The sequence below is a fragment of the Caulobacter sp. FG7 genome (assembly GCF_057808875.1).
This window is the reverse complement of sequence record NZ_JBMDIW010000009.1, coordinates 147,586-168,034: the sequence shown is the minus strand read 5'-3', so window position 1 is coordinate 168,034 and position 20,449 is coordinate 147,586. Positions and strand designations below refer to the sequence as shown.

Annotated in this window: 23 protein-coding genes and 1 riboswitch; of the genes, 13 read left to right on the top strand and 10 right to left on the bottom strand. The window is 68.6% G+C overall.

The window, feature by feature from the left end; translation table 11 throughout:
- Positions 1-5 precede the first annotated feature (5 nt).
- The 3 genes from ACODR1_RS09925 to ACODR1_RS09915 form a co-directional block, all read right to left on the bottom strand.
- The gene (locus tag ACODR1_RS09925) at positions 6-581 is read right to left on the bottom strand and encodes a TMEM165/GDT1 family protein (RefSeq protein WP_488880301.1); all 576 of its coding nucleotides are present in this window, start codon (positions 579-581) and stop codon (positions 6-8) included.
- 61 nt (positions 582-642) lie between these two features.
- A riboswitch (yybP-ykoY riboswitch) is annotated at positions 643-782 on the bottom strand.
- Between the two features lie 104 nt (positions 783-886).
- Positions 887-1,624 carry a DUF2793 domain-containing protein gene (locus ACODR1_RS09920; protein ID WP_488880300.1) on the bottom strand — a complete coding sequence of 246 codons (738 nt, stop codon included), beginning with the start codon at positions 1,622-1,624 and terminating at the stop codon, positions 887-889.
- 92 nt (positions 1,625-1,716) lie between these two features.
- A complete protein-coding gene (locus tag ACODR1_RS09915) occupies positions 1,717-2,724 on the bottom strand; it encodes an NAD(P)H-dependent flavin oxidoreductase (RefSeq protein ID WP_110121457.1) in 1,008 nt (335 codons plus the stop codon).
- Positions 2,725-2,905: 181 nt separating this feature from the next.
- On the opposite strand from ACODR1_RS09915, the gene ACODR1_RS09910 reads away from it, so the two are divergent.
- The 4 genes from ACODR1_RS09910 to ACODR1_RS09895 all read left to right on the top strand — a co-directional run bounded on the left by ACODR1_RS09910 (position 2,906) and on the right by ACODR1_RS09895 (position 7,678).
- On the top strand, positions 2,906-4,348 hold the full coding sequence (locus tag ACODR1_RS09910; protein ID WP_488880311.1) for a methylmalonyl-CoA mutase family protein: 1,443 nt from the start codon (positions 2,906-2,908) through the stop codon (positions 4,346-4,348).
- A gap of 3 nt (positions 4,349-4,351) precedes the next feature.
- Positions 4,352-6,508, top strand: a complete 2,157-nt coding sequence (gene scpA, locus ACODR1_RS09905; RefSeq protein WP_488880299.1) for a methylmalonyl-CoA mutase — start codon at positions 4,352-4,354, stop codon at positions 6,506-6,508.
- Between the two features lie 91 nt (positions 6,509-6,599).
- Complete coding sequence (locus tag ACODR1_RS09900) at positions 6,600-7,058, top strand: hypothetical protein (protein ID WP_488880298.1); 459 nt, start codon at positions 6,600-6,602, stop codon at positions 7,056-7,058.
- 44 nt (positions 7,059-7,102) lie between these two features.
- Positions 7,103-7,678 carry a Uma2 family endonuclease gene (locus ACODR1_RS09895; RefSeq protein WP_488880297.1) on the top strand — a complete coding sequence of 192 codons (576 nt, stop codon included), beginning with the start codon at positions 7,103-7,105 and terminating at the stop codon, positions 7,676-7,678.
- A gap of 4 nt (positions 7,679-7,682) precedes the next feature.
- On the opposite strand, the gene ACODR1_RS09890 is transcribed toward ACODR1_RS09895, so the two are convergent.
- Positions 7,683-8,153, bottom strand: a complete 471-nt coding sequence (locus tag ACODR1_RS09890) for a DUF4112 domain-containing protein (protein WP_488880296.1) — start codon at positions 8,151-8,153, stop codon at positions 7,683-7,685.
- Positions 8,154-8,185: 32 nt separating this feature from the next.
- The gene (locus ACODR1_RS09885; protein WP_101719188.1) at positions 8,186-8,650 is read right to left on the bottom strand and encodes a DUF4112 domain-containing protein; all 465 of its coding nucleotides are present in this window, start codon (positions 8,648-8,650) and stop codon (positions 8,186-8,188) included.
- Between the two features lie 174 nt (positions 8,651-8,824).
- Between ACODR1_RS09885 and ACODR1_RS09880 the strand changes: the two genes are divergently transcribed.
- The 3 genes from ACODR1_RS09880 to ACODR1_RS09870 all read left to right on the top strand — a co-directional run bounded on the left by ACODR1_RS09880 (position 8,825) and on the right by ACODR1_RS09870 (position 10,918).
- Positions 8,825-9,142 carry a heavy metal-binding domain-containing protein gene (locus ACODR1_RS09880; RefSeq protein ID WP_101719187.1) on the top strand — a complete coding sequence of 106 codons (318 nt, stop codon included), beginning with the start codon at positions 8,825-8,827 and terminating at the stop codon, positions 9,140-9,142.
- Positions 9,143-9,151: 9 nt separating this feature from the next.
- Positions 9,152-10,135, top strand: a complete 984-nt coding sequence (gene meaB / locus ACODR1_RS09875; protein ID WP_488880295.1) for a methylmalonyl Co-A mutase-associated GTPase MeaB — start codon at positions 9,152-9,154, stop codon at positions 10,133-10,135.
- A 132-nt stretch (positions 10,136-10,267) separates the two neighbouring features.
- The gene (locus tag ACODR1_RS09870; protein WP_488880294.1) at positions 10,268-10,918 is read left to right on the top strand and encodes a glutathione S-transferase family protein; all 651 of its coding nucleotides are present in this window, start codon (positions 10,268-10,270) and stop codon (positions 10,916-10,918) included.
- Here ACODR1_RS09870 and ACODR1_RS09865 read toward each other — a convergent pair.
- The gene (locus ACODR1_RS09865) at positions 10,915-11,532 is read right to left on the bottom strand and encodes a glutathione S-transferase family protein (protein ID WP_488880293.1); all 618 of its coding nucleotides are present in this window, start codon (positions 11,530-11,532) and stop codon (positions 10,915-10,917) included. The genes ACODR1_RS09870 and ACODR1_RS09865 overlap by 4 nt on opposite strands.
- A gap of 94 nt (positions 11,533-11,626) precedes the next feature.
- Between ACODR1_RS09865 and ACODR1_RS09860 the strand changes: the two genes are divergently transcribed.
- Positions 11,627-12,961, top strand: a complete 1,335-nt coding sequence (locus tag ACODR1_RS09860) for a spinster family MFS transporter (RefSeq protein WP_488880292.1) — start codon at positions 11,627-11,629, stop codon at positions 12,959-12,961.
- A gap of 112 nt (positions 12,962-13,073) precedes the next feature.
- Here ACODR1_RS09860 and ACODR1_RS09855 read toward each other — a convergent pair whose 3' ends face one another.
- Positions 13,074-13,241: a hypothetical protein gene (locus ACODR1_RS09855; protein ID WP_488880291.1), complete on the bottom strand. Its 168-nt coding sequence runs from the start codon at positions 13,239-13,241 to the stop codon at positions 13,074-13,076.
- A gap of 217 nt (positions 13,242-13,458) precedes the next feature.
- Here ACODR1_RS09855 and ACODR1_RS09850 point away from each other — a divergent pair, with 217 nt between their 5' ends.
- The 4 genes from ACODR1_RS09850 to ACODR1_RS09835 all read left to right on the top strand — a co-directional run bounded on the left by ACODR1_RS09850 (position 13,459) and on the right by ACODR1_RS09835 (position 17,732).
- Positions 13,459-14,952 carry a spinster family MFS transporter gene (locus ACODR1_RS09850; protein WP_488880290.1) on the top strand — a complete coding sequence of 498 codons (1,494 nt, stop codon included), beginning with the start codon at positions 13,459-13,461 and terminating at the stop codon, positions 14,950-14,952.
- Between the two features lie 211 nt (positions 14,953-15,163).
- A complete protein-coding gene (gene purB / locus ACODR1_RS09845; RefSeq protein WP_116488057.1) occupies positions 15,164-16,474 on the top strand; it encodes an adenylosuccinate lyase in 1,311 nt (436 codons plus the stop codon).
- Between the two features lie 5 nt (positions 16,475-16,479).
- Positions 16,480-17,232, top strand: a complete 753-nt coding sequence (locus ACODR1_RS09840) for a 2OG-Fe(II) oxygenase (RefSeq protein ID WP_488880289.1) — start codon at positions 16,480-16,482, stop codon at positions 17,230-17,232.
- On the top strand, positions 17,229-17,732 hold the full coding sequence (locus ACODR1_RS09835) for a DNA-deoxyinosine glycosylase (RefSeq protein ID WP_488880288.1): 504 nt from the start codon (positions 17,229-17,231) through the stop codon (positions 17,730-17,732). The genes ACODR1_RS09840 and ACODR1_RS09835 overlap by 4 nt, the downstream gene beginning before the upstream one ends.
- Positions 17,733-17,735: 3 nt before the next feature.
- On the opposite strand, the gene ACODR1_RS09830 is transcribed toward ACODR1_RS09835, so the two are convergent.
- From ACODR1_RS09830 to ACODR1_RS09820, 3 genes are all read right to left on the bottom strand, one after another.
- Positions 17,736-18,107 carry a DUF1842 domain-containing protein gene (locus tag ACODR1_RS09830; RefSeq protein WP_488880287.1) on the bottom strand — a complete coding sequence of 124 codons (372 nt, stop codon included), beginning with the start codon at positions 18,105-18,107 and terminating at the stop codon, positions 17,736-17,738.
- Positions 18,108-18,283: 176 nt separating this feature from the next.
- On the bottom strand, positions 18,284-18,703 hold the full coding sequence (locus ACODR1_RS09825) for a DUF1842 domain-containing protein (RefSeq protein WP_488880286.1): 420 nt from the start codon (positions 18,701-18,703) through the stop codon (positions 18,284-18,286).
- A 224-nt stretch (positions 18,704-18,927) separates the two neighbouring features.
- Positions 18,928-19,245 carry a DUF1476 domain-containing protein gene (locus ACODR1_RS09820; protein ID WP_101719177.1) on the bottom strand — a complete coding sequence of 106 codons (318 nt, stop codon included), beginning with the start codon at positions 19,243-19,245 and terminating at the stop codon, positions 18,928-18,930.
- A 386-nt stretch (positions 19,246-19,631) separates the two neighbouring features.
- Here ACODR1_RS09820 and purC point away from each other — a divergent pair, with 386 nt between their 5' ends.
- On the top strand, positions 19,632-20,387 hold the full coding sequence (gene purC / locus ACODR1_RS09815) for a phosphoribosylaminoimidazolesuccinocarboxamide synthase (protein WP_101712523.1): 756 nt from the start codon (positions 19,632-19,634) through the stop codon (positions 20,385-20,387).
- The last annotated feature ends 62 nt before the right edge of the window (positions 20,388-20,449 follow it).

Here is a 20,449-nt window from a genome sequence, read left to right as displayed (position 1 = left end):
CGTCATTACTTGAAGAGGCCAAGCAAGCTGGCGATCCCCCACAGGCCGATGCCGAGGAAGATCAGCGCCGCGCCGATGCGCACATACTTCAGCGGCACGATCTTGGTCGCCGCCTCGCCCAGGTAAACGGCCGGCACATTGGCCAGCATCATGCCCAGGGTGGTGCCGGCGGCCACCAGGGTCACGTTGTGGAACTGGGCGCCCAGGGCCACGGTGGCGATCTGGGTCTTGTCGCCCATCTCGACCAGGAAGAAGGCCACCGCCGTGGTGGCGAACACGCCATAGCGGCCCACAGCCCCGCCGTCCTCGTCGTCGGCCTTGTCGGGGATCAGCGCCCACGCGGCCATGGCAATGAACGAGATGGCGATCAGCCACTGGAACCAGGCGCCCTGCAGGTACTGGGCGACCAGCGAGCCGGCCAGCGCAGCCAGGGCGTGGTTCAGCAAGGTGGCGACCAGTATGCCCAGGATGATCGGGATCGGCTTCTTGAACCGCGTGGCCAGGATGATGGCCAGAAGCTGGGTCTTGTCGCCGATTTCGGCGATGGCCACGACCAGGGTCGAGACGAGCAGGGATTCCATGAAACACCGTTGCGGGGCCGAGCGCAGACAAGACAACAGCGACCGTTTCCCCGCCCAGCCCGGACGGAAAACGACGCCATTGGTCTCGCCAAGAAAGCTGTCGGTGCTTCCTTCGCCCGCGCCATGGCTCGTAAAGAGCCAAGTATGTTGACGGCGGGCCCCGCTGATAGGCGCGGGCGGCTACTCCCCAAGGGATGAGGGGCGTTTACCCGCCGCCGCTCCCAGGATCAAGCAGAGAGCCATTCGCAAGTTGCGAGGTGATCGGCAGGCGGTGTTTTGACCCCTCTCTCAAAGAGAGAGGGATTCTAAACCGCCGCCGGCGCTTCGAAGCGCAGCATCTGGATCGCCACCCTCACCTTGCCGGAAACGAAGCTCCCGCCCGCCGCGGTGAGCACCACCGGCGTGTCGGCGTAGTACGCCGTCGGCCCGACCACGCCGATGTTGCTGGCGTTCAGCGCCACGCCCAACGAGCTGCCGAACTTGCCGGTCTCGCCGGCGATCCCGCAGCTGTAGGAGACCGCTCCGGTGATCGCGGCGCTGGTGCGGGTCGAGACGGCCAGCACGATGGATCGAGCGGGGATGACGGCCGCCGTGGTCACCGACGCGCCGCTCAAAGTCGCCTCGACCTCTCGGATCTCGACGCGGACGTCGGCCCCGAACGGCGAGCGAGCGGCGGTCAGGCTCTGGAAGGTCGAGGAAAGCGCGACCCAGGCCGAGCCGGTGAACACGGCTGCCTGGCCTTCGTCGACGATCCAGGCAGTGAAGCCGGCGGCGGGCGCGATCGCCTCCCAGGCCCCGGCCTCGAAGCGCATCAGGCTATGGGCGGACGCCGCCGCCCAATCGGCGCCGGTCGCCGTTGCAGGCCGGATCCACATCGCCCCGTCAGCGGGCGCGGACGGCTGGACGCTCGTCGTCCGGCTGACGACACAGGGCTGAACCAGGCCGTCGAGGCGGGCGAGGCCTTCGTTGACCGTGACATGCTTCTGGGCTTGCCCTGCGGCCACGTAGGGCAGCGAAAGGCGGGGCGTGACGGCGTCGGACATGGCTTGCTCCTGGCGGTTTCGAACCCACCAAGGATCGCCGCGCCGGAGTCGCCGGGGACGAAGCCGCCTTCGTCCCCGGGCCTGTCCCCGTCCTACTCGGCGGCGAAAGCCAGGCGATTGCCGGCCGTCAGCGCAGTCTTGGCCGCCAGTTCGGCCTTCGCGTCCTCATACTCTTCCGCCAGCTTGGCGATGCGTTCGGCGACCGGCAGCACTTCCTTGATGGCGCCGATGCCCTGGCCCGAGCCCCAGATGTCGCGCCAGGCCTTGGCGTCCTGGTTGCCGCCCGAGCCGAAGCTCATCTTCGACGGATCGCTTTCCGGCAGGTTGTCGGGGTCCAGGCCCGCGGCGACGATCGACTGGCGCAGATAGTTGCCGTGCACGCCGGTGAAGAGGTTCGAGTAGACGATGTCGCTGGCGTTGGCCTCGGTGATCGTCCGCTTGTAGGCCTCGGGCGCGTTGGCCTCTTCGGTCGCGATGAAGGCCGAGCCGATATAGGCCAGGTCCGCGCCCATGGCCTGGGCCGACAGGATCGAACGGCCGCTGGCGATGGCGCCCGACAGAGCGACCGGGCCGTCGAACCAGGTGCGGATCTCCTGCACCAGGGCGAAGGGCGAGATGGCGCCCGCGTGGCCGCCGGCCCCGGCCGCCACGGGAATCAGGCCGTCGGCCCCCTTCTCGATGGCCTTGCGGGCGAAGCGGTCGTTGATGACGTCGTGCAGGGTGATGCCGCCGTACGAGTGGATCGCCTGGTTCAGGTCCTCGCGCGCACCCAGCGAGGTGATCACCACCGGCACCTTGTATTTCACGCACAGCTCGATGTCCTGTTCGAGCCGGTTGTTGGTCTTGTGGACGATCTGGTTCACGGCGAACGGGGCCGAGGGCATGTCCGGATGGGCCTTGTCCCAGGCGGCCAGCTCTTCGGTGATGCGAGCCAGCCATTCGTCCAGCTGCGACAGCGGGCGGGCGTTCAGCGACGGGAACGAGCCGACGATGCCGGCCTTGCACTCGGCGATGACGAGGTCCGGATTGCTGATGATGAACAGCGGCGAGGCGATCACCGGCAGGCGCAGACGGTCACGCAGGATGGGCGGCAGGGCCATGGGACGGGGGTCTCCTCGTTCCGCGACGTCACGCGCCGCGCATGTTAACAGCGTTAGCTTAAACGCCTGTTCATGGGACTTGCAAGCGCTTGACCTCCGTGGCGGCAGGCGCGCAACTGCGTCAAAATACAAGAATGCCGCACCGCAGGAGAACCCCGTCGTGAGCGAGGCGCCCGCCCAACTGGCCGACGACTTCGGCCCGCCCGACGAAGCCTTGGCGCAGGCCAAGTGGTTGAAACTGGTCGAGAAGACCCTGAAAGGGGCCGATTTCGACGAGACCCTGGTGCGCGCCACGCCGGATGGCGTCGCCATTCGTCCGCTCTACACCGCCGACGACGCTGTCACGGTGACCCGCGACCTGCGCGCGCGCGACATCGACCGTCCCTGGGACCTGCGCACCCGCGTCGCCCATCCTGATCCCAAACATGCCAACGGCGAGATTCTGAAGGATCTGGAGAACGGCGCGGCCTCGGTGCTGCTGGCGCTGGATCCCACGGGCGCCAACGGCGTCGCCGTCGGCTCGCGCGAAGACCTGGCCCGCGTTCTGGACGGCGTGCTGCTCGACCTGGCGCCCGTGGCGCTGGACGCTGGGTTCCTCGGCCCCAAGGCCGCCGACTGGCTGGCCGCCCTGGCCAAGGCTGCGCCCAATGCGCCTCTTTCCTTCCACATGGACCCGCTGACCGCCTGGATGCAGGCCGGCGTCAGCCCCGGCCCGATCGAGAGCCACCTGTTCAGCGCCGCCACGGTCGGCGCGCGGCTGGCCGCGACCTACGCCACGGCCGGCCTGTTCCTGGCCAGCGGCCGCGCGGTGCACGAGGCCGGCGGCTCCAACACCGAGGAACTGGCGGTGATGGCCGCCAGCGCGGTGGCCTACGCCAAGGCCCTGGTGCGCTCGGGCCTCTCCATGGAAGACGCCTGGTCGCGCATCGTGCTGGGCGTCAGCCTCGACGGCGAATACTTCACGGGCGTGGCCAAGGTGCGCGCCGTCCGCTCGCTGTGGACCCAGCTGACCCGCGCCTGCGGCGTCGAGGCCCCTGCTCGCATCGAGGCCCGTTCGTCGCAGCGGATGCTGGCCCGGGCCGACGCCTGGACCAACCTGCTGCGCCTGACCGCTGCCGGCTTCGCCGGCGCGGTGGGCGGGGCCGACACGGTCATCCTCGGCAACTTCACCGACGCCATCGGCCTGCCCACCGCCTTCGCCCGCCGCCAGGCCCGCAATACCCAGCTCGTGCTGATGGAAGAAAGCCACCTGGGCCGTGTCGCCGACCCGGCCGGCGGCGCCTGGTACCTCGACACCCTGACCGACCAGCTGGCCCGCGCCGCCTGGGGCGGCTTCCAGGCCATCGAGGCCGACGGTGGGATCGTCAAGGCCCTGGAAAGCGGCCTGATCGCCGACATGGTCGCCGAAACCCGTGAGGGACAAGAGACGTCCTTCGCCGACAAGAGCCGCAAGATCCTGGGCGTCACCGCCTTCCCCAACGCCGACGACAAGACGCCGGACGTCGAAACGCCCGATCCGGCCGCCTTCGCCGTCGACGGCCCCGACCCGCGCCTGCCCGGCCCCGACAGCCGCTGCCCGCCGCTGACCCCCATCCGCTTCGCCGCCGCCTTCGAGGGAGCCTGAGCCATGAGCAAGTTCCCCGATTTCGCGAACCTCGGCTTCGAGGCGCCCGAGCCCGCCGCCGCACCGCAGGCCGGCCCGGTCTGGAGCACGCCCGAGGGCGTCGACGTCGCCCCCGCCTTCACCGCCGAAGACGCGGCAGGGCTGGACTTCACCGACGGCCGCCCCGGCGTCGCGCCCTTCGTGCGCGGCCCCTACCCGACCATGTACGTCACCAACCCGTGGACGATCCGCCAGTACGCCGGCTTCTCCACGGCCGAGGATTCGAACGCCTTCTACCGCCGCAACCTGGCGGCCGGTCAGATGGGCCTGTCGGTGGCCTTCGACCTGGCCACCCACCGCGGCTATGACTCAGACCACGAGCGGGTGAAGGGCGACGTCGGCATGGCTGGCGTGGCCATCGACTCGATCCTCGACATGCGCACGCTCTTTTCCGGCATCCCGCTCGACAAGATGAGCGTATCGATGACCATGAACGGCGCGGTGCTGCCGATCCTGGCGCTCTACATCGTCGCCGCCGAGGAACAGGGCGTCAGCCCCGACAAGCTCTCGGGCACGATCCAGAACGACATCCTCAAAGAGTTCATGGTGCGGAACACCTACATCTATCCGCCCGGGCCCTCGATGCGGATCATCTCGGACATCTTCGCCTTCACCTCGGCGAACATGCCCAAGTTCAACTCGATCTCGATCAGCGGCTACCACATGCAGGAGGCCGGGGCCTCGGCCGACCTGGAGCTGGCCTACACCCTGGCCGACGGCATCGAGTACGCCAGGGCCGGCGTCGCGGCCGGCATGAGCATCGACGCCTTCGCGCCGCGCCTGAGCTTCTTCTGGGCCATCGGCATGAACTACTTCATGGAGGTCGCGAAGATGCGCGCGGCCCGCCTGCTGTGGGCCCGCCTGATGAAGCGCGAGTTCGAGCCCAAGGACGACCGCTCGCTCTCCTTGCGCACCCACAGCCAGACCTCGGGCTGGTCGCTGGCGGCGCAGGACGTGTTCAACAACGTCTCGCGCACCTGCGTGGAGGCCATGGCCGCCGTCAACGGCCAGACCCAGAGCCTGCACACCAACGCGCTCGACGAAGCCCTGGCCCTGCCGACCGACTTCTCGGCCCGCATCGCCCGCAACACCCAGCTGTTCCTGCAGATGGAAAGCGGCACGACCCGCGTCGCCGACCCCTGGGGCGGCAGCTTCTATGTCGAGCGCCTGACCCATGACCTGGCGGTCAAGGCCCTGGCCCATATCGAGGAGGTCGAGGCCGCCGGCGGCATGGCCAAGGCCATCGAGCAGGGCATCCCCAAGCTGCGCATCGAGGAAGCCGCCGCCAAGACCCAGGCCCGCATCGACTCCAATCGCCAGAGCGTGGTCGGGGTCAATCGCTACAAGCCCGAGGTGGCCGACGTCATCCCGATGCTGAAGGTCGACAACAGCTCGGTGCGCAACCAGCAGCTCGAAAAGCTGGCCCGCCTGAAGGCCGAGCGCGATCCGGCGGCCACGGAAGCGGCGCTGAAGGCGCTGGAAGACGGCGCGCGGGGAACCGGCAACCTGCTGGCCCTGGCCGTCGACGCGGCCCGCGCCAAGGCCACCGTCGGCGAGATCAGCGACGCGCTCGAGCGGGTGTTCGGCCGCCACCGGGCCGAGATCAAGTCGATCCAGGGCGTCTACATGAAGGAAGCCGGTTCCGATCCCACCACCGCCCGCGCCAAGGCCATGGTCGAGGCCTTCGCCCAGGCCGACGGCCGCCGTCCGCGCATCCTCGTCGCCAAGATGGGCCAGGACGGCCACGACCGCGGCCAGAAGGTGATCGCCACCGCCTTCGCCGACCTCGGCTTCGACGTCGACATCGGCCCGCTGTTCCAGACCCCCGCCGAAGCGGCCCGCCAGGCCGTGGAGAACGACGTCCACATCGTCGGCGCGTCTTCGCTCGCGGCCGGTCACCTGACCCTGGCCCCGGAACTGAAGGCCGAGCTCGGCAAGCAGGGCCGCGCCGACATCATGATGGTGGTCGGCGGCGTGATCCCGCCGCAGGACTTCCAGGCCCTGCGCGACGCTGGCGCCGCGGCGATCTTCCCGCCCGGCACGGTGATCGCCGAGGCGGTGATCGAGCTGCTCGACAAGCTGAACAAGCAGCTGGGCTACACCCAGGGCGAGGCGGCTTAGCAGCCGCCTGCATCGCTTCTCCATAGCCAGCACCGTGCGGGCTGCATGCCCGCGCCTTCCCCTGGCCCTCGCCAACAGCGAGGAGGCCGACATGCGACGGGCGAAGGCGCGAACGACCGTGCCACGGGTGATCGTGGGAGCCCTGTTCAGCCATCTGGCGCCATCGATGACCCTGGGCGCGGTGTATGGCCTGTTCGTCCCCGGCGGCTCGGAGATCGACGGAGAGCCCTTCAACGCCATGCTGGCCGCGCCGATGTTCGGCCTGATCCTGGGCTGGCCCTACGTCGCCGCCGGCCTGGCGGCCTGGGCCCTCCTCGACCAGATCGACCAGCATCATCCGTGGGCCGCCGCCCTGGCCGGCCTGGCCGTCGGCGCGGGCGTGGCCTGGTTCTCGTTTCGCGATGGGCTGTTCTTCGGCCTGCCGATCGCCTGGCCGCTCTGTATCAGCGTCGGCCTGCTGACCAGCCTGGGCGTCTGGTGGATCGCCTACGGCCGGCAATGGATGCTGAAACCCGTGGCCCCGCCGCCCCGCGGCCGTCTGGTGCTCTGAGCGCACGGCGTTACGCGCCGCCGAGGCCGTGCTATCGTCCAGCCATGAACGCCCTGGCCCGCGCGCTCGAAACCTCAGAACCGCACCGGTTCACGCTGGAAGACGTCCTGCGCATGCAGGACGCCGGCATTCTCGACGCCGACGCCAGGGTGGAGCTGATCGACGGGGGGCTGGTCGAGATGGCGTCGGAAGGCGCGGAGCACACGCGCGTCAAGATGCAGATCGCCAAGGCGTTCCTGGCTCAGGCCGGCCAAGCCATAGAAGTGATCGTGGACTCGACGTTGCGGCTGTCGGCCACCTACGCACCGGATCCCGATCTGTACGCCTATGACGCCCGTCTGCCGCTCAGCACGATAGACGGGCGCAATGTCGGCTTGGTCATCGAAGTCGCCCAGAGCACGGTCGCCAAGGACCTTTCGGTGAAGGCGGAGTTCTACGCCGAGCATGGCGTGCGCGACTATTGGGTGGTGGACGTCAACAGCGCCGAGATCGTCGTGCACCGCAGCCTCAGCGGCGGCGTCTATCGCGACGTCGTGCGCTTTTCGGCCCGGGACACATTGACCTCTCTGATCCTGCCCCAACTCAGCCTGTGCCTCGCCGACCTGCCGCCGATCCGCTGAGCGACTAGCGCTTTGGCGCCCTCGCCTTCTTCTTCCGGCGCTTGAGGTCAATCTCCTCGGGCACGCCGTGGCGAGCCTCGATGTCCTTCTGCAGCGCCTTGGCGGCCATCAGGTGGCCCGGGAACAGGGTGTCGACCGCCCAGCCGACGACTGGCACGGCGCTGGTCGAGCTGTCGAACAGCATGTAGGCGGCCATCCGCGCCACGGTCGGCAGCGACGCGCGGGCCTGCCAGGCCTGGTAGCCCAGCAGAATGCCCGCCCCGACGCTGTAGACGGTGTTCGCGCCCGGCACCCAGGCCAGCACGCCGTCGAGACCGATGCCGACCGGGCCGACGCCGATCAGCCGGTCGGACAGGCGCTTGATGGTCTCGGCGTTGCGCCAGGCCCTGTGCGCCCGCGCTCGATGGCCGGCGGGGGCCCCATCAAGGGTTTTGGCGTCGATCACTTCGCCTTGCAGGACGGCTTCGTCGGTCATGCTGTCTCAACGCCTCGCCGCAAGCTTGGTTGTCAGCCCAGGAACACCACCCGGCGCTTTTCCTTGCCCGACCGGATCCGCTCGAGCAGGTCGCGGTACTCGGCCGTGCCTTGCGCTTCCTTGCGCGCGCCCTCGAAATAGATCGTGTCGTCCATGTGCTTGATCAACATCCCGCCGGCCCACTTCTGGCCGGTGAACAGGGTGTCGGCCACCGCGCCCAGGCCGGGCGGGCCCAGCGGCAGCAGGGCGTCGATCAGCAGCACGGCGGTCATCTGGATCAGCACCATCGGCGCGGCCCGGGCGCGCACGCCGTCGAACAACAGCACCCCGCCCGCGCCCAGCGAGTAGAGCGAGCCCGCCCCGCCGAACCAGGCCAGGATGCCGTCCAGGCCGATGCCCACGGGTCCCACGCCGACGATGTTGTCGGACAGCTTGACCGTGCGCTCGACGCTGCCCCGGATGTTGTGCAGGTCGAGATGCGATTTGGCGAAGAACAACGGCCAGCCCCCCAGCTTCAGCGCGGGCAATCTGCCTCAAGGCCAGGCTTGCCGGAAGCCGGTTTCCCGCCAGAGGGGAAACTTCGCCGTATCGCCGCGCGTGCAATGCCGGAGCCCCTCGCGGCGCGCCCCGTTTATGCTTAACTATGCGCCATGAGCGAAGGACCCGCAGGCATGCTGATCTCGACCACCCCGTTCATCGAGGGCCGTCCGGTCAAGGAATACAAGGGCGCGGTCTATTCTCAGGCGATCCTGGGCGCCAACGTCGTGCTCGATCTGCTGGCCTCGATCCGCGACTTCATCGGCGGCCGCTCCAGTTCCTACGAACGGGTGCTGGAACGCGCCCGCGAGGACGCCCTGAAGGGCCTCATGAAGGAAGCCCAGAAGGTCGGCGCCAACGCCATCCTGGCGGTCGATCTCGACTACAACACCGTCGGCCCCAACGGGCAGATGATGATGGTTTCGGTTTCCGGCACGGCGGTCGTCCTCTAAGTCGGGGGCGTGCCTCCGCCCGTCTTCGACATAGCCGATCTCGAACGCCGCCTGCTGGCCGGCGAGCGCGCGGCCCTGGCCCGCGCCATCACCCTGGTCGAGAGCCGCCGGATCGACCACCAGGCCACCGCCCGTGACCTGCTCCAGCGCCTGATGCCCCATACCGGCCGCGCCCAGCGTGTGGGGATCACCGGCGTGCCGGGGGCGGGCAAGTCGACCACCATCGAGAGCCTGGGCTGCGCCCTGACCGCCGACGGCTGCAGGGTGGCGGTTCTGGCGGTCGACCCGTCGTCAGGTCGCCACGGCGGCTCGATCCTCGGCGACAAGACCCGGATGGAACAGCTGAGCGTCGATCCGAACGCCTTCATCCGCCCCTCCCCGTCCGGCGGCGCCCTGGGCGGCGTGGCCCGCAAGACCCGCGAGGCGATGCTGCTGTGCGAGGCCGCCGGCTTCGACGTGGTGATCGTCGAGACCGTGGGCGTGGGTCAGTCCGAGACGGTCGTCGCAGACATGGTCGACATCTTCGTCGCCCTGCTGATCCCAGGCGGCGGCGACGAGCTTCAGGGCATCAAGAAGGGCCTGATCGAGCTGGCCGACCTGCTGGTGATCAACAAGGCCGACGCCGATCCGACCAAGGCCGAACGCTCGGCCCGCGACTATCGTAACGCCCTGCACATCCTCACCCCCGCCCATCGCGACTGGACGCCGCCGGTGCTGACCGTCTCGGGCCTGACCCGCGCCGGGCTCGACACGCTGTGGGGCCAGGTCCAGCGCCACCGCGAGGTGATGACCGCCAACGGCGCGCGCGCCTCGCGCCGCGCCGACCAGGACGCCCGCTGGATGTGGGCCATGGTCAACGACCGCCTGGCCGAAGCCTTCCGCGCCGCGCCGGCCGTGGCTGCGCTGGTGGACGAAACTGAAGGCGCGGTGCGGGCCGGCGACCTGCCGGCTTCCGCCGCCGCCGACCGGCTGCTGAAGGCGTTCGGGCTGTAAGGCCCCCTCAGTCACCTTCGGCGACAGCTCCCCCAAAGGGGGAGCATCTGCTTAACTCGCCAGATCCTCCCCCGTTGGGGGAGGTGGCCCGAAGGGCCGGAGGGGGTCTTCCCCGCCGCTGGGAGGAAACCGATGGCGCTGATCCTGCACGCCCACCCGCTCTCGTCGTTCTGCCACAAGGCGCTGGTGGCTCTGTACGAGCTGGACCTTTCGTTCGAACTGCGCATGGTCGACTTCGGTGATCCCGCCTCGGCGGACGCCTTCCGCGTCCTATGGCCGATGGCGCGCATGCCGGTGCTGGAGGATACGGGTCGCGGCGCGGTCGTGCCCGAGAGCTCGATCCTGATCGAGTATCTGCAAATCCATCACCAGGGCGCCGCCTCCCTGATCCCGCGGGATCAGGACCTGGCGCTGGAGGTGCGGGCCAAGGACCGGTTCTTCGACCTGTCGGTCCAGGTCCCGATGCAGAAGATCGTCAACGACCGCATCCGGCCAGCCGACGCCAAGGACCCGCATGGCCTAGCCGAGGCGAGAGCCCACCTGGCGACCGCGCTCGACATCGTCGAGCGCGATATGGAAGGCCGCACCTGGGCGGTCGGCGAGGCGTTCTCGATGGCCGACTGCGCCGCCGCCCCGGCGATGTTCTACGCCGACAAGGTCATGCCCCTGGCGCCCGAACGCCCCAACGCGGCGGCCTATCTGGAACGGCTGAAGGCCCGGCCTTCCTATGCGCGGACGCTGAAGGAGGCCGAGCCCTACATGCGGTTCTTCCCGGCGGCCTAGGCCGCCGCTTCCCAGGCCAGGAACTCCGGCGTTTCCAGCAGGCGCTCGCAGTAGGCGCCGGCCGCGCCGGTGTCGCCGTAGTCCGACAGGTGCACGCCATAGGTGCGGAAGCGGGTGGCGACCGGGGTGTAGAAGGCGTCGGCGATCGACCATTCGCCCAGCAGGAACGGCCCGCCCGAACGCTTGAGCAGCTGGTTCCAGCGCTCGGTGATCTTGCGCACGTCCTTCTGGGTGGCTTCCGACAGGTCCGCGTGCTTGACGAGGCCAAGGTCCATCGGGCACTCGCCGCGCAGCGACGAGAAGCCCGAATGCATCTCGGCGGCCGCCGAACGGGCCAGGGCGCGCAGTTCAGGATCCTCGGGCCACAGCCTGGCCTCTGGGAACTTCTCGGCCAGATATTCGCAGATCGCCAGCGAGTCCCAGACCACCAGGTCGCCGTCCTTGAGGGCGGGCGCGAGCTTGCTGGGCGAGTGCTTGGCGATGTCGGCCTCGGTGGCGTCGCCGCGCCGCAGCTCGATCTCGATCTCCTTGAACGGCGCGCCGGTCCGCTTGAGCGCCAGCCAGGGCCGCAGCGACCAGGTCGACCACTTCTTGGTGCCGATGACGAGTTCCATGACGGTCTCCTGTTCGATGCAGACTGGCCTTCCGGCTTAACGCGCGTCTACAGTCGCCTCAACGATTAGAACAACTGTTCGAGGAGGAACGCCCATGGCGGAGACGGCAATCCCGTCGCCGGTGATCGCGCCCGTGTCGAGCGGCTATCGCCGCTATGCCCTGTGGGTGCTGCTGATCATCTACACGCTGAACTTCCTCGACCGGCAGGTGGTCAACATCCTGGCCGAGCCGATCAAGCGCGACCTGGGGCTGGCCGACTGGCAGCTGGGCATGATGACGGGCCTGGCCTTCGCGATCTTCTACACCGTGCTGGGCATCCCGATCGCGCGCCTTGCCGAGCGCAAGAACCGGCCGCGGATCATCGCCGCCTCGATCCTGGCCTGGAGCGCCTTCACCGTGCTGTGCGGCTTCGCCCAGAACGTCTGGCAGCTGATCGCCGCCCGCATCGGGGTGGGCGTGGGCGAGGCCGGGTGCACGCCGCCCGCCCACTCCCTGATCACCGACTATGTGCCCAAGGAAAAGCGGGCCAGCGCCATCGCCTTCTATTCGATCGGCACGCCGCTGGGCACGCTGGCCGGCATGGCCATGGGCGGATTGATCGCCGACGCCTACGGCTGGCGCGCGGCCTTCATGGTCGCCGGCGCGCCGGGCGTGCTGTTCGCCATCATCGCCGCCTTCACCCTGGTCGAGCCTCGCAAGCAGCTGGCCGCGGATCTGGCCGGCCGCGCCGCCCACCAGGTCAGCTTCGGCGCGGCCCTGGCGGTGCTGATGACCAAGAAGACCTTCTGGCTGGTGGCCTTCGCCGCCTCGATCAAGGCCTTCGTCGGCTACGGCCAGGCGCCGTTCATCGCCTCGTACTTCTTCCGCAACCACGGCGCCGACGTCGCCGCCCTGGCTGCGCAGTTCGGTCTGAAGTCGGCCGGCTTCCTGGGCCTGGCCCTGGGTCTGATCGGCGGCACGGCCGGCGTCATCGGCGCCTGGCTGGGCGGTCAGCTGGCCGACAAGCTGGGCGCCAAGGACCTGCGGGCCTATGTCACCGTGCCGGCCATCGCCTCGCTGGTCACCCTGCCGTTCTACATCGCCGCCGTCAGCCTCGACTCGGTGACCGCCGCCATCGGCATCCTGACGATCCCGATCCTTCTGGGCACGCTGTGGTACGGCCCCGTCTACGCCACGGCCCAGAGCATCGTCGATCCGTCGATGCGGGCCACCGCCTCGGCCGTGCTGCTGTTCGTGATCAACCTGATCGGCCTGGGCCTTGGCCCCGTGGCCGTCGGCGTCCTCAGCGACATGTTCGCCGGACCGATGGGCCTGGGCGAGGCGCAGGGCGTGCGCTGGGCGCTGATCGTCTCGACGATGTTCGGCCTGGTGGCGTTCGCGCTGTTCTGGGCGGCGAGGAAGACCATCCGCGAGGACATGGTGGGGTAGTCAGCGACCCTCCCCTAGTGATCGGCAGGGGAGGACGGCCAGCGTCCTCGGAAGCTGAAAACGGCCCCCCTCCGGCGCTTCGCGTCACCTCCCCCAGAGGGGGAGGATCTCTTCATCGGCGCGGAAAGCAGTAGGCGAAGGGATACGGGTCGGCGGGGACGCCGTTGTCCCAGCGGTCCAGCGCCTTCATCGAGCGGGCGTGGTTGAACTGCGCCAGCGAGACGATCTCGGCCTCGCGGGCAGGCGTTTCCTGTTCAGACTTGCGGGGGGCGGCTTGCATGAGAGACCTCCGACGCGGCGGCCGTTTGACCGGCCTTGTGTGGCGCCAGTAGGCGCTCGCTTTCCTGAACCTTCCCGCCATCTCCTGTTATCTGCGGTTCATCCGCGCGCCGCAAAGCCGCCACCATTCCGAAGCTTCGAAAAGGGGGTGGCGCTCCCCCTGCCGTTGGGTCACAGTCGGCGCAAATAGAACAAACGTTTGAAGGGAGAGAGTCAGTATGGGCCAGGCGCGTGCGCCGGGCGGCGATCGGCCGCTCTATTCCAAGGGATACAAGGCCTCGGTGCTGGCGCTCCTGCTGGCGACCTACACCTTCAACTTCATCGACCGCACGATCATCGCCACCATCGGCCAGGCCATCAAGGTCGACCTGCACCTCACCGACACCCAGCTGGGCCTGCTGGGCGGCCTCTACTTCGCCCTGCTCTACACCATCCTCGGCATTCCGATCGCTCGCCTAGCCGAGCGCTGGAACCGGGTGTCGATCATCTCGATCTCGCTGGTCATCTGGTCGGGCTTCACGGCGCTCTGCGGCACCGCGGCCAGCTTCGCCCAGCTGGCGCTCTACCGCTTCGGGGTCGGCGTCGGCGAGGCCGGCTGCTCGCCGCCCAGCCACTCGCTCATCAGCGACTACTACGCGCCCAAGCAGCGCGCCTCGGCCCTGTCGATCTACAGCTTCGGCATTCCGCTGGGCACGATGTTCGGCGCCGTCGCCGGGGGATGGCTGGCCCAGGAGCTTTCCTGGCGGGCCGCCTTCGTCATCGTCGGCCTGCCGGGCATCCTGCTGGCCCTGCTGGTCAAGCTGATCGTCAAGGAACCGCCGCGCGGCCATTCCGACGTCGTCGAGACGCCGCTGGAGCCGGAAGCCGTGACCCCGGCCGAGCCGGCCAAGCCGGCCTTCTCGCTGCAGAAGGAGTTCTCCGAGCTCTGGGCCGTGACCAAGATCCTGTTCGGCAAGTGGCCGGTGCTGCACATGGTGCTGGGCGTGACCATCGCCTCGTTCGGCTCCTACGGCTCGGGCGCGTTCGTGCCGCCCTACTTCGTGCGCGCCTTCGGCCTGGGCCTGGCTCAGGTCGGCCTGATCGTCGGCCTCATCGGCGGCTTCTCGGCAGGCGTCGGCACCCTGGTCGGCGGCTTCCTAAGCGACTGGGCCGGCAAGCGCAGCGCCAAGTGGTACGCCCTGACCCCAGCCATCGGCCTCATCGTCTGCACGCCGATCTACATCGTCGCCTACCTGCAGACCGATTGGCAGATGACGGCGCTGATCCTGCTGATCCCGGGCGTCTTCCACTACGTCTATCTCGCTCCGACCTTCGGCGTGGTGCAGAATTCGGTGGAGCCTCGCCGCCGCGCCACGGCAACGGCTCTGCTGTTCTTCTTCCTCAACCTGATCGCGCTGGGCGGCGGGCCGGTGTTCACCGGCTGGCTGATCGACCATCTGGCCGGCTTCCACTTCAACCACCCGCAGGCCGGCGGCATCTTCACCGCGCTTGGCGGCATGTTCTCGCCCGGCCCGATCGACTTCGCGAGCGCCTGCCCAGGCGGGATCGCCCCCAAGGGTGCGGGGATCGAGGCGGCCAAGGCCTGCGGCGGCGCCATGGCCCGCGCCACCCAGCAGGGCATCATCGTCTCGCTCTGCTTCTACGCCTGGGCCGGCGTGCACTACGCCCTGGCGGCCATCGGCATGGTCAAGCACATGAAGTCGCGGGGGTGACATCCGAAATCCTCCCCCTGAAGGGGGAGGTGGCGGCGAAGCCGACGGAGGGGGATGTGACCACTCCCTTCGACGGGTTCGCCGGTTCGTCAGAAACTTCCCCCTCCGGCCCTCCGGGCCACCTCCCCCTTCAGGGGGAGGATCTCCGCCCCGCTAAGTAATAACCCGCTTCCCTTGACTCTCCGGCCTCACGCGACGAAACCCCCGGCCCATGATCAGCCGCTACGCCCGCCCCGAAGCCGCCGCCATCTGGTCCAGCCAGACCAAGTATAAGATCTGGTTCGAGATCGAGGCCCATGCCGCAGACGCCATGGCCGAACTTGGGGTCATCCCCAAGCTCGCCGCGGAGACCATCTGGGAGAAGGGCCGCGACGCGGTCTGGGACAGCGACCGCATCGACGAGATCGAGCGCGTCACCAAGCACGACGTCATCGCCTTCCTGACCCACGTGTCGGAAATCGTCGGCCCCGAGGCCCGCTTCCTGCACCAGGGCATGACCTCGTCGGACGTGCTGGACACCTGCTTCGCCGTGCAGCTGTCGCGCGCCACCGACCTGCTGCTGGACGGTGTGGACCTGGTCCTGGCCGCCCTCAAGCGCCGCGCGCTGGAACACAAGTTCACCGTCTGCGTCGGCCGCAGCCACGGCATCCACGCCGAGCCGATCACCTTCGGCCTGAAGCTGGCCGGCTACTACGCCGAGTTCCAGCGCGCCAAGGAGCGCCTGGCGATGGCCAAGTTCGAGATCGCCACCTGCGCGATCTCGGGCGCCGTCGGCACCTTCGCCAATGTCGACCCGCGCGTCGAACAGCACGTGGCCGACAAGATGGGCCTGGCCGTCGAGCCGGTCTCGACCCAGGTGATCCCGCGCGACCGCCACGCGGCCTACTTCGCCGCTCTCGGCGTCGTCGCCTCGTCGATCGAGCGCCTGGCTACCGAGATCCGCCACCTGCAGCGCACGGAAGTCCTCGAAGCCGAAGAGCCCTTCGATCCGGGTCAGAAGGGTTCGTCGGCCATGCCGCACAAGCGCAACCCGATCCTGACCGAGAACCTCACCGGCTTGGCTCGCCTGGTCCGCTCGGCCGTGGTGCCGGCGATGGAGAACGTCGCCCTCTGGCACGAGCGCGACATCAGCCACTCGTCGGTCGAGCGCGGCATCGGCCCCGACGCCACCATCCATCTCGACTTCGCCCTGCGCCGCCTGGCCGGTGTGATCGAGCGCTTCAACATCTATCCCGACAACATGGCCAAGAACCTCGACAAGCTCGGGGGCCTGGTGTTCTCGCAGCGGGTCATGCTGGCCCTGACGCACAAGGACGTGTCGCGCGAAGACGCCTACGCCGCCGTGCAGGGCAACGCCATGAAGGTGTGGCGCGGCGAAGGCCGCTTCCTCGACTTCCTCAAGGCCGACGCGGTGGTCTCCAAGGCCCTGACCGATACGGAGCTCGAAGACCTCTTCGACCTCGGCTACCACACCAAGAACGTCGACGTGATCTTCAAGCGCGTCTTCGGCGAACAGGCCTGATCCCGTTGAGCGAGCCGCCGATCCTTCGTCTCAATCCGGCGCTGGATCCGGCGGCCCTCGCGGCCGCCTACGCCCGGGACGGCATGGTCCGCATCCCGGGTCTTTTCGAGCCGGCTGTGGCCGACATCCTGGCCCGCATGCTCGAACAGGGCATCGAGTGGGACGTGATCTGCTCCACCGAGACCGGCAAGGCCGAGGTGCTGGACCGCGCGACGGTGCAGCGCCTGGGCGGAGCGGCCATCGGCGAGAAGCTGAAGGCCGCCACCCTGCGGGCCCGCACCGGCTTCGCCTATGTCTATCTCGGCTACCCGATGATCAACGCCTACCTCACCGGGCGCAATCCGGGCCACCCGATCCACGACCTGACCGACTTCCTCAACGGACCGGAGATGATCGCCTTCGGCGCCCAGGTGATCGGCGAACCGGGGATCACCAAGCTCGACGCCCAGGCCACGCTGTATCGGCCAGGCGACTTCCTCACCCGCCACGACGACACCGGCGAGGGCGACCGCCGGGCCGCCTACACCATCAGCCTGACCCGGGAATGGCGCAGCGACTGGGGCGGCCAGTTGCTGTTCCACGACACCGAGGGCGACATCGAGCGCGGCTTTGCCCCCGCCTTCAACACCATGACCATCTTCAAGGTGCCAAGGCAGCACTCGGTGGCCCCCGTCGCGCCCTATGCCGGCGCGCCGCGGCTGATGGTCACCGGCTGGCTCAAGGACAGCCCGCCGGCCGGCAAGCCCCGCCAGGCGTGACCGGAGAAGCCCGCAAGCGCGGCTTTCCTCCGGTGGTCGACACCGGCGTGCGCGTGCTGGTGCTGGGCAGCCTGCCCGGCGACGCCTCGCTGGCGGCCGCGCAATACTACGGCCATCCCCGCAACGGCTTCTGGCGACTGATTGGCGCGGTGATCGAGCGCGACCTGGTTTGCCTACCCTATGACGAGCGCCTGGCCGCGCTGCTGGCGGCCGGCGTCGGGCTGTGGGACGTCCACGCCGAGGCGGTGCGCCCCGGCAGCCTGGACGCGGCGATCAAGGACGCCGCCGACAACGACCTCGCCGGCCTGATCGACGGCCTGCCGCGCCTGCGCGCCGTGGCGTTCAACGGCGGCGCGGCGGCCAAGGCCGGGGCGCGCCTGCTGGCCTCGCGGGCCGAACGCCTGGCGCAGATCCCCCTGCCCTCGTCCAGCCCGGCCCACGCGGCGATGGGGCCAGAGGCCAAGCGCGAGGCCTGGATGGCCCTGCGGACCTATCTATAGCCGTCAGACCGCGGGCTTGACCGGGACCTTCGAGACCTTGGTCTGCAGGTATTCGAACTGGCCCTCGCCGACCCAGGCCTCGTCGACCGTCAGGACGGCGCTGAAGCGGGCGGCCTGCCCGGCATGGGGAAACTGGCCCGCCAGCGTGACCCGCAGCCCGAAGGGCGCGTCGCCGGTCGGCGTGACCTCGCCCGACACCTCGAACCGATGCTTGCCGCCGATGACCGCCTGGTTGATCTCGGCCACGCCGTTGGCGCGGTCGGCGGCGAACTGCAGGTCCAGCCTCAGGATGGGCGCGCCCGGCATGCCCAGCTTGCCGACGACCAGCTGGACCACGCCAGCGTCCGCGCCGCAAATCTCGATATCGTCGGCCATGCCGTGCTCCCCCGCGACGCCGGACGGCCGCCCCCTGCGCCGCCCTGGTCGTCGTCGGGAACGCTACAGCGCGCGTCCCCGACACGCCGTGCGATTTCGCACAACGCCGATCCCCGAGCAAGAACGGGGTCCGGTCGTCAAGCGACCGAACCCCGCCTCTCAGCGCGCCGAAGGGGTCAGACCCGCTTGACCGGCACGTTGTCGATGTGAGTGTTCAGGTAGTCGAAGCCGCCGTGGCCGTTCCAAGTCTTGTCGACCACCAGGCCGGCGCGGAACTGGGCCAGGAACGAGCCGATGGCCGGCGGCGGCACGCTGTAGACGAACTGGCCGTTCAGGGCGACCAGCAGCTGATCCTGGCCCAGGCCCGTGTGGTAGATGTGGCCCGAGACCGGGAAGCGATGATTGCCGCCCTGGACGGCTTGCGTGATCTCGGCGATGCCGCTGACGTTGCCCGAGGGCGCGTCGACGGTCAGGGCCAGGTTGACGATCGGGACGCCGGGCGTGCCGACGTTACCGACCACGACCTTGACCAGGTACAGGCCGACCGGGCCGATCTCGGCCGATTGGGAATGCAGGTTGCCGACGTCGTCAGCCATGTTTGCGTCCTCCGGTTATCGGAGCGGTCGCTTGATCGCCGCTCCGTTGTCGACGATGCGCCTCACGGGCGAATTCGCCGCCCGATAAAGCCTGAGGACGATTGCAGTTTTTTGACAACCTAAAGGTGCGCAAGTTCACAGATGCGCGATTGCGGCCAAAGAAAAAGGCCCGGCCGGTGCGAACCGGGCCGGGCCTCTTCGTGGTCGCCTTCCGGCGGACCGGCTTATTCGCCGGCGCGCAGCTGCTCGCGAGCGAAGGCCAGCAGTTCGGCCATCTTCATGCGAACCTCGCCTTCCGACGCCGCGACGCCCGAGCCCTTGAGGTCTTCGAAGACCTTGCGGAACACGTCCTCGTCGCCGGGCTGCTCGAAGTCCGACTTCACGACGGCGCGGGCGTATTCCTCGACCGTGGCCAGGCCCATCAGGCCGGCGGCCCATTCGCCCAGCAGGCGGTTGCGGCGCGCGGTGGCCTTGAACTCCAGCTCCTGGTCGTTCGCGAACTTGCGTTCGAAAGCCTGTTCGCGGTCGTCGAAGGTCGTCATGAAAGCCCCAAGTTTCCCGAAACGCCTACCGCCGACGGGTGCAACCCAGGGCGGTAGTACGGCGCTCCAGTGTAAGAGAGTAGTTCGGTTTCGTCCCCTGCGAACATGGTGTGTCCGCGAGACGAAGTGTTCTTGTGGCGGCTCCATATCCCGCCCAGCGACGGGGGGCAATCGCCCGCGACGCCGCAGGGCGAAGGTTTACCACGATGGCAGGCCGTGTTTGCGGAAAAGCCGGCGTTCGGGTAGGTTCCGGCGGACATTTTTCAGTGAGCGGCCTTGAGTCGAACGCCGCGCGCAGCTATCCGCCGCGCGCGCTTTTCGTTTTCTCGGGAGTCTTCCGGGCAAGGACGGCGCGCTTATTCGCAGGAAGGGCCTCGACGAGAGCCATGACCCGTCGCAAGAAGATCTACGAAGGCAAGGCCAAGATCCTGTACGAGGGCCCCGAGCCCGGCACCCTCATCCAGTATTTCAAGGACGACGCCACCGCGTTCAACGCGCAGAAGAAGGCCGTCCTCGAAGGCAAGGGCGTGATCAACAACCGCATCAGCGAGTACATCATGACTCGCCTGAACGCGATCGGCGTCCAGAACCACTTCATCCGCCGCCTGAACCTGCGCGAGCAGCTGATCAAGGAAGTCGAGATCGTTCCGCTCGAGGTCGTGGTGCGCAACATCGCCGCCGGCTCGATCGCCACGCGCCTGGGCCTGACCGAAGGTCAGCCGCTGCCGCGCTCGATCATCGAGTTCTACTACAAGGACGACAAGCTCGGCGACCCGATGGTCTCCGAGGAGCACATCACCGCGTTCAACTGGGCCGCCACCCAGGAGATCGACGACATGATGGCCATGGCCCTGCGCGTGAACGACTACCTGTCGGGCCTGTTCGGCGGCGTCGGCATCACGCTGGTGGACTTCAAGATCGAGTTCGGCCGCGTCTACGAGGGCGACTTCTCGCGGATCATCCTGGCCGACGAGATCAGCCCCGACAGCTGCCGCCTGTGGGACTCGGCGACCAACGAGAAGCTGGACAAGGACCGCTTCCGTCGTGACCTCGGCAACGTCATCGAGAGCTACACCGAAGTGGCCCGCCGCCTCGGCATCATGAAGGAAATGCCCACCGTCATCCAAGGCGGCGTGCACTAGTCATTTGATCCTCCCCCTGAAGGGGGAGGTGTCGCCGAAAGGCGACGGAGGGGGAAGATCCC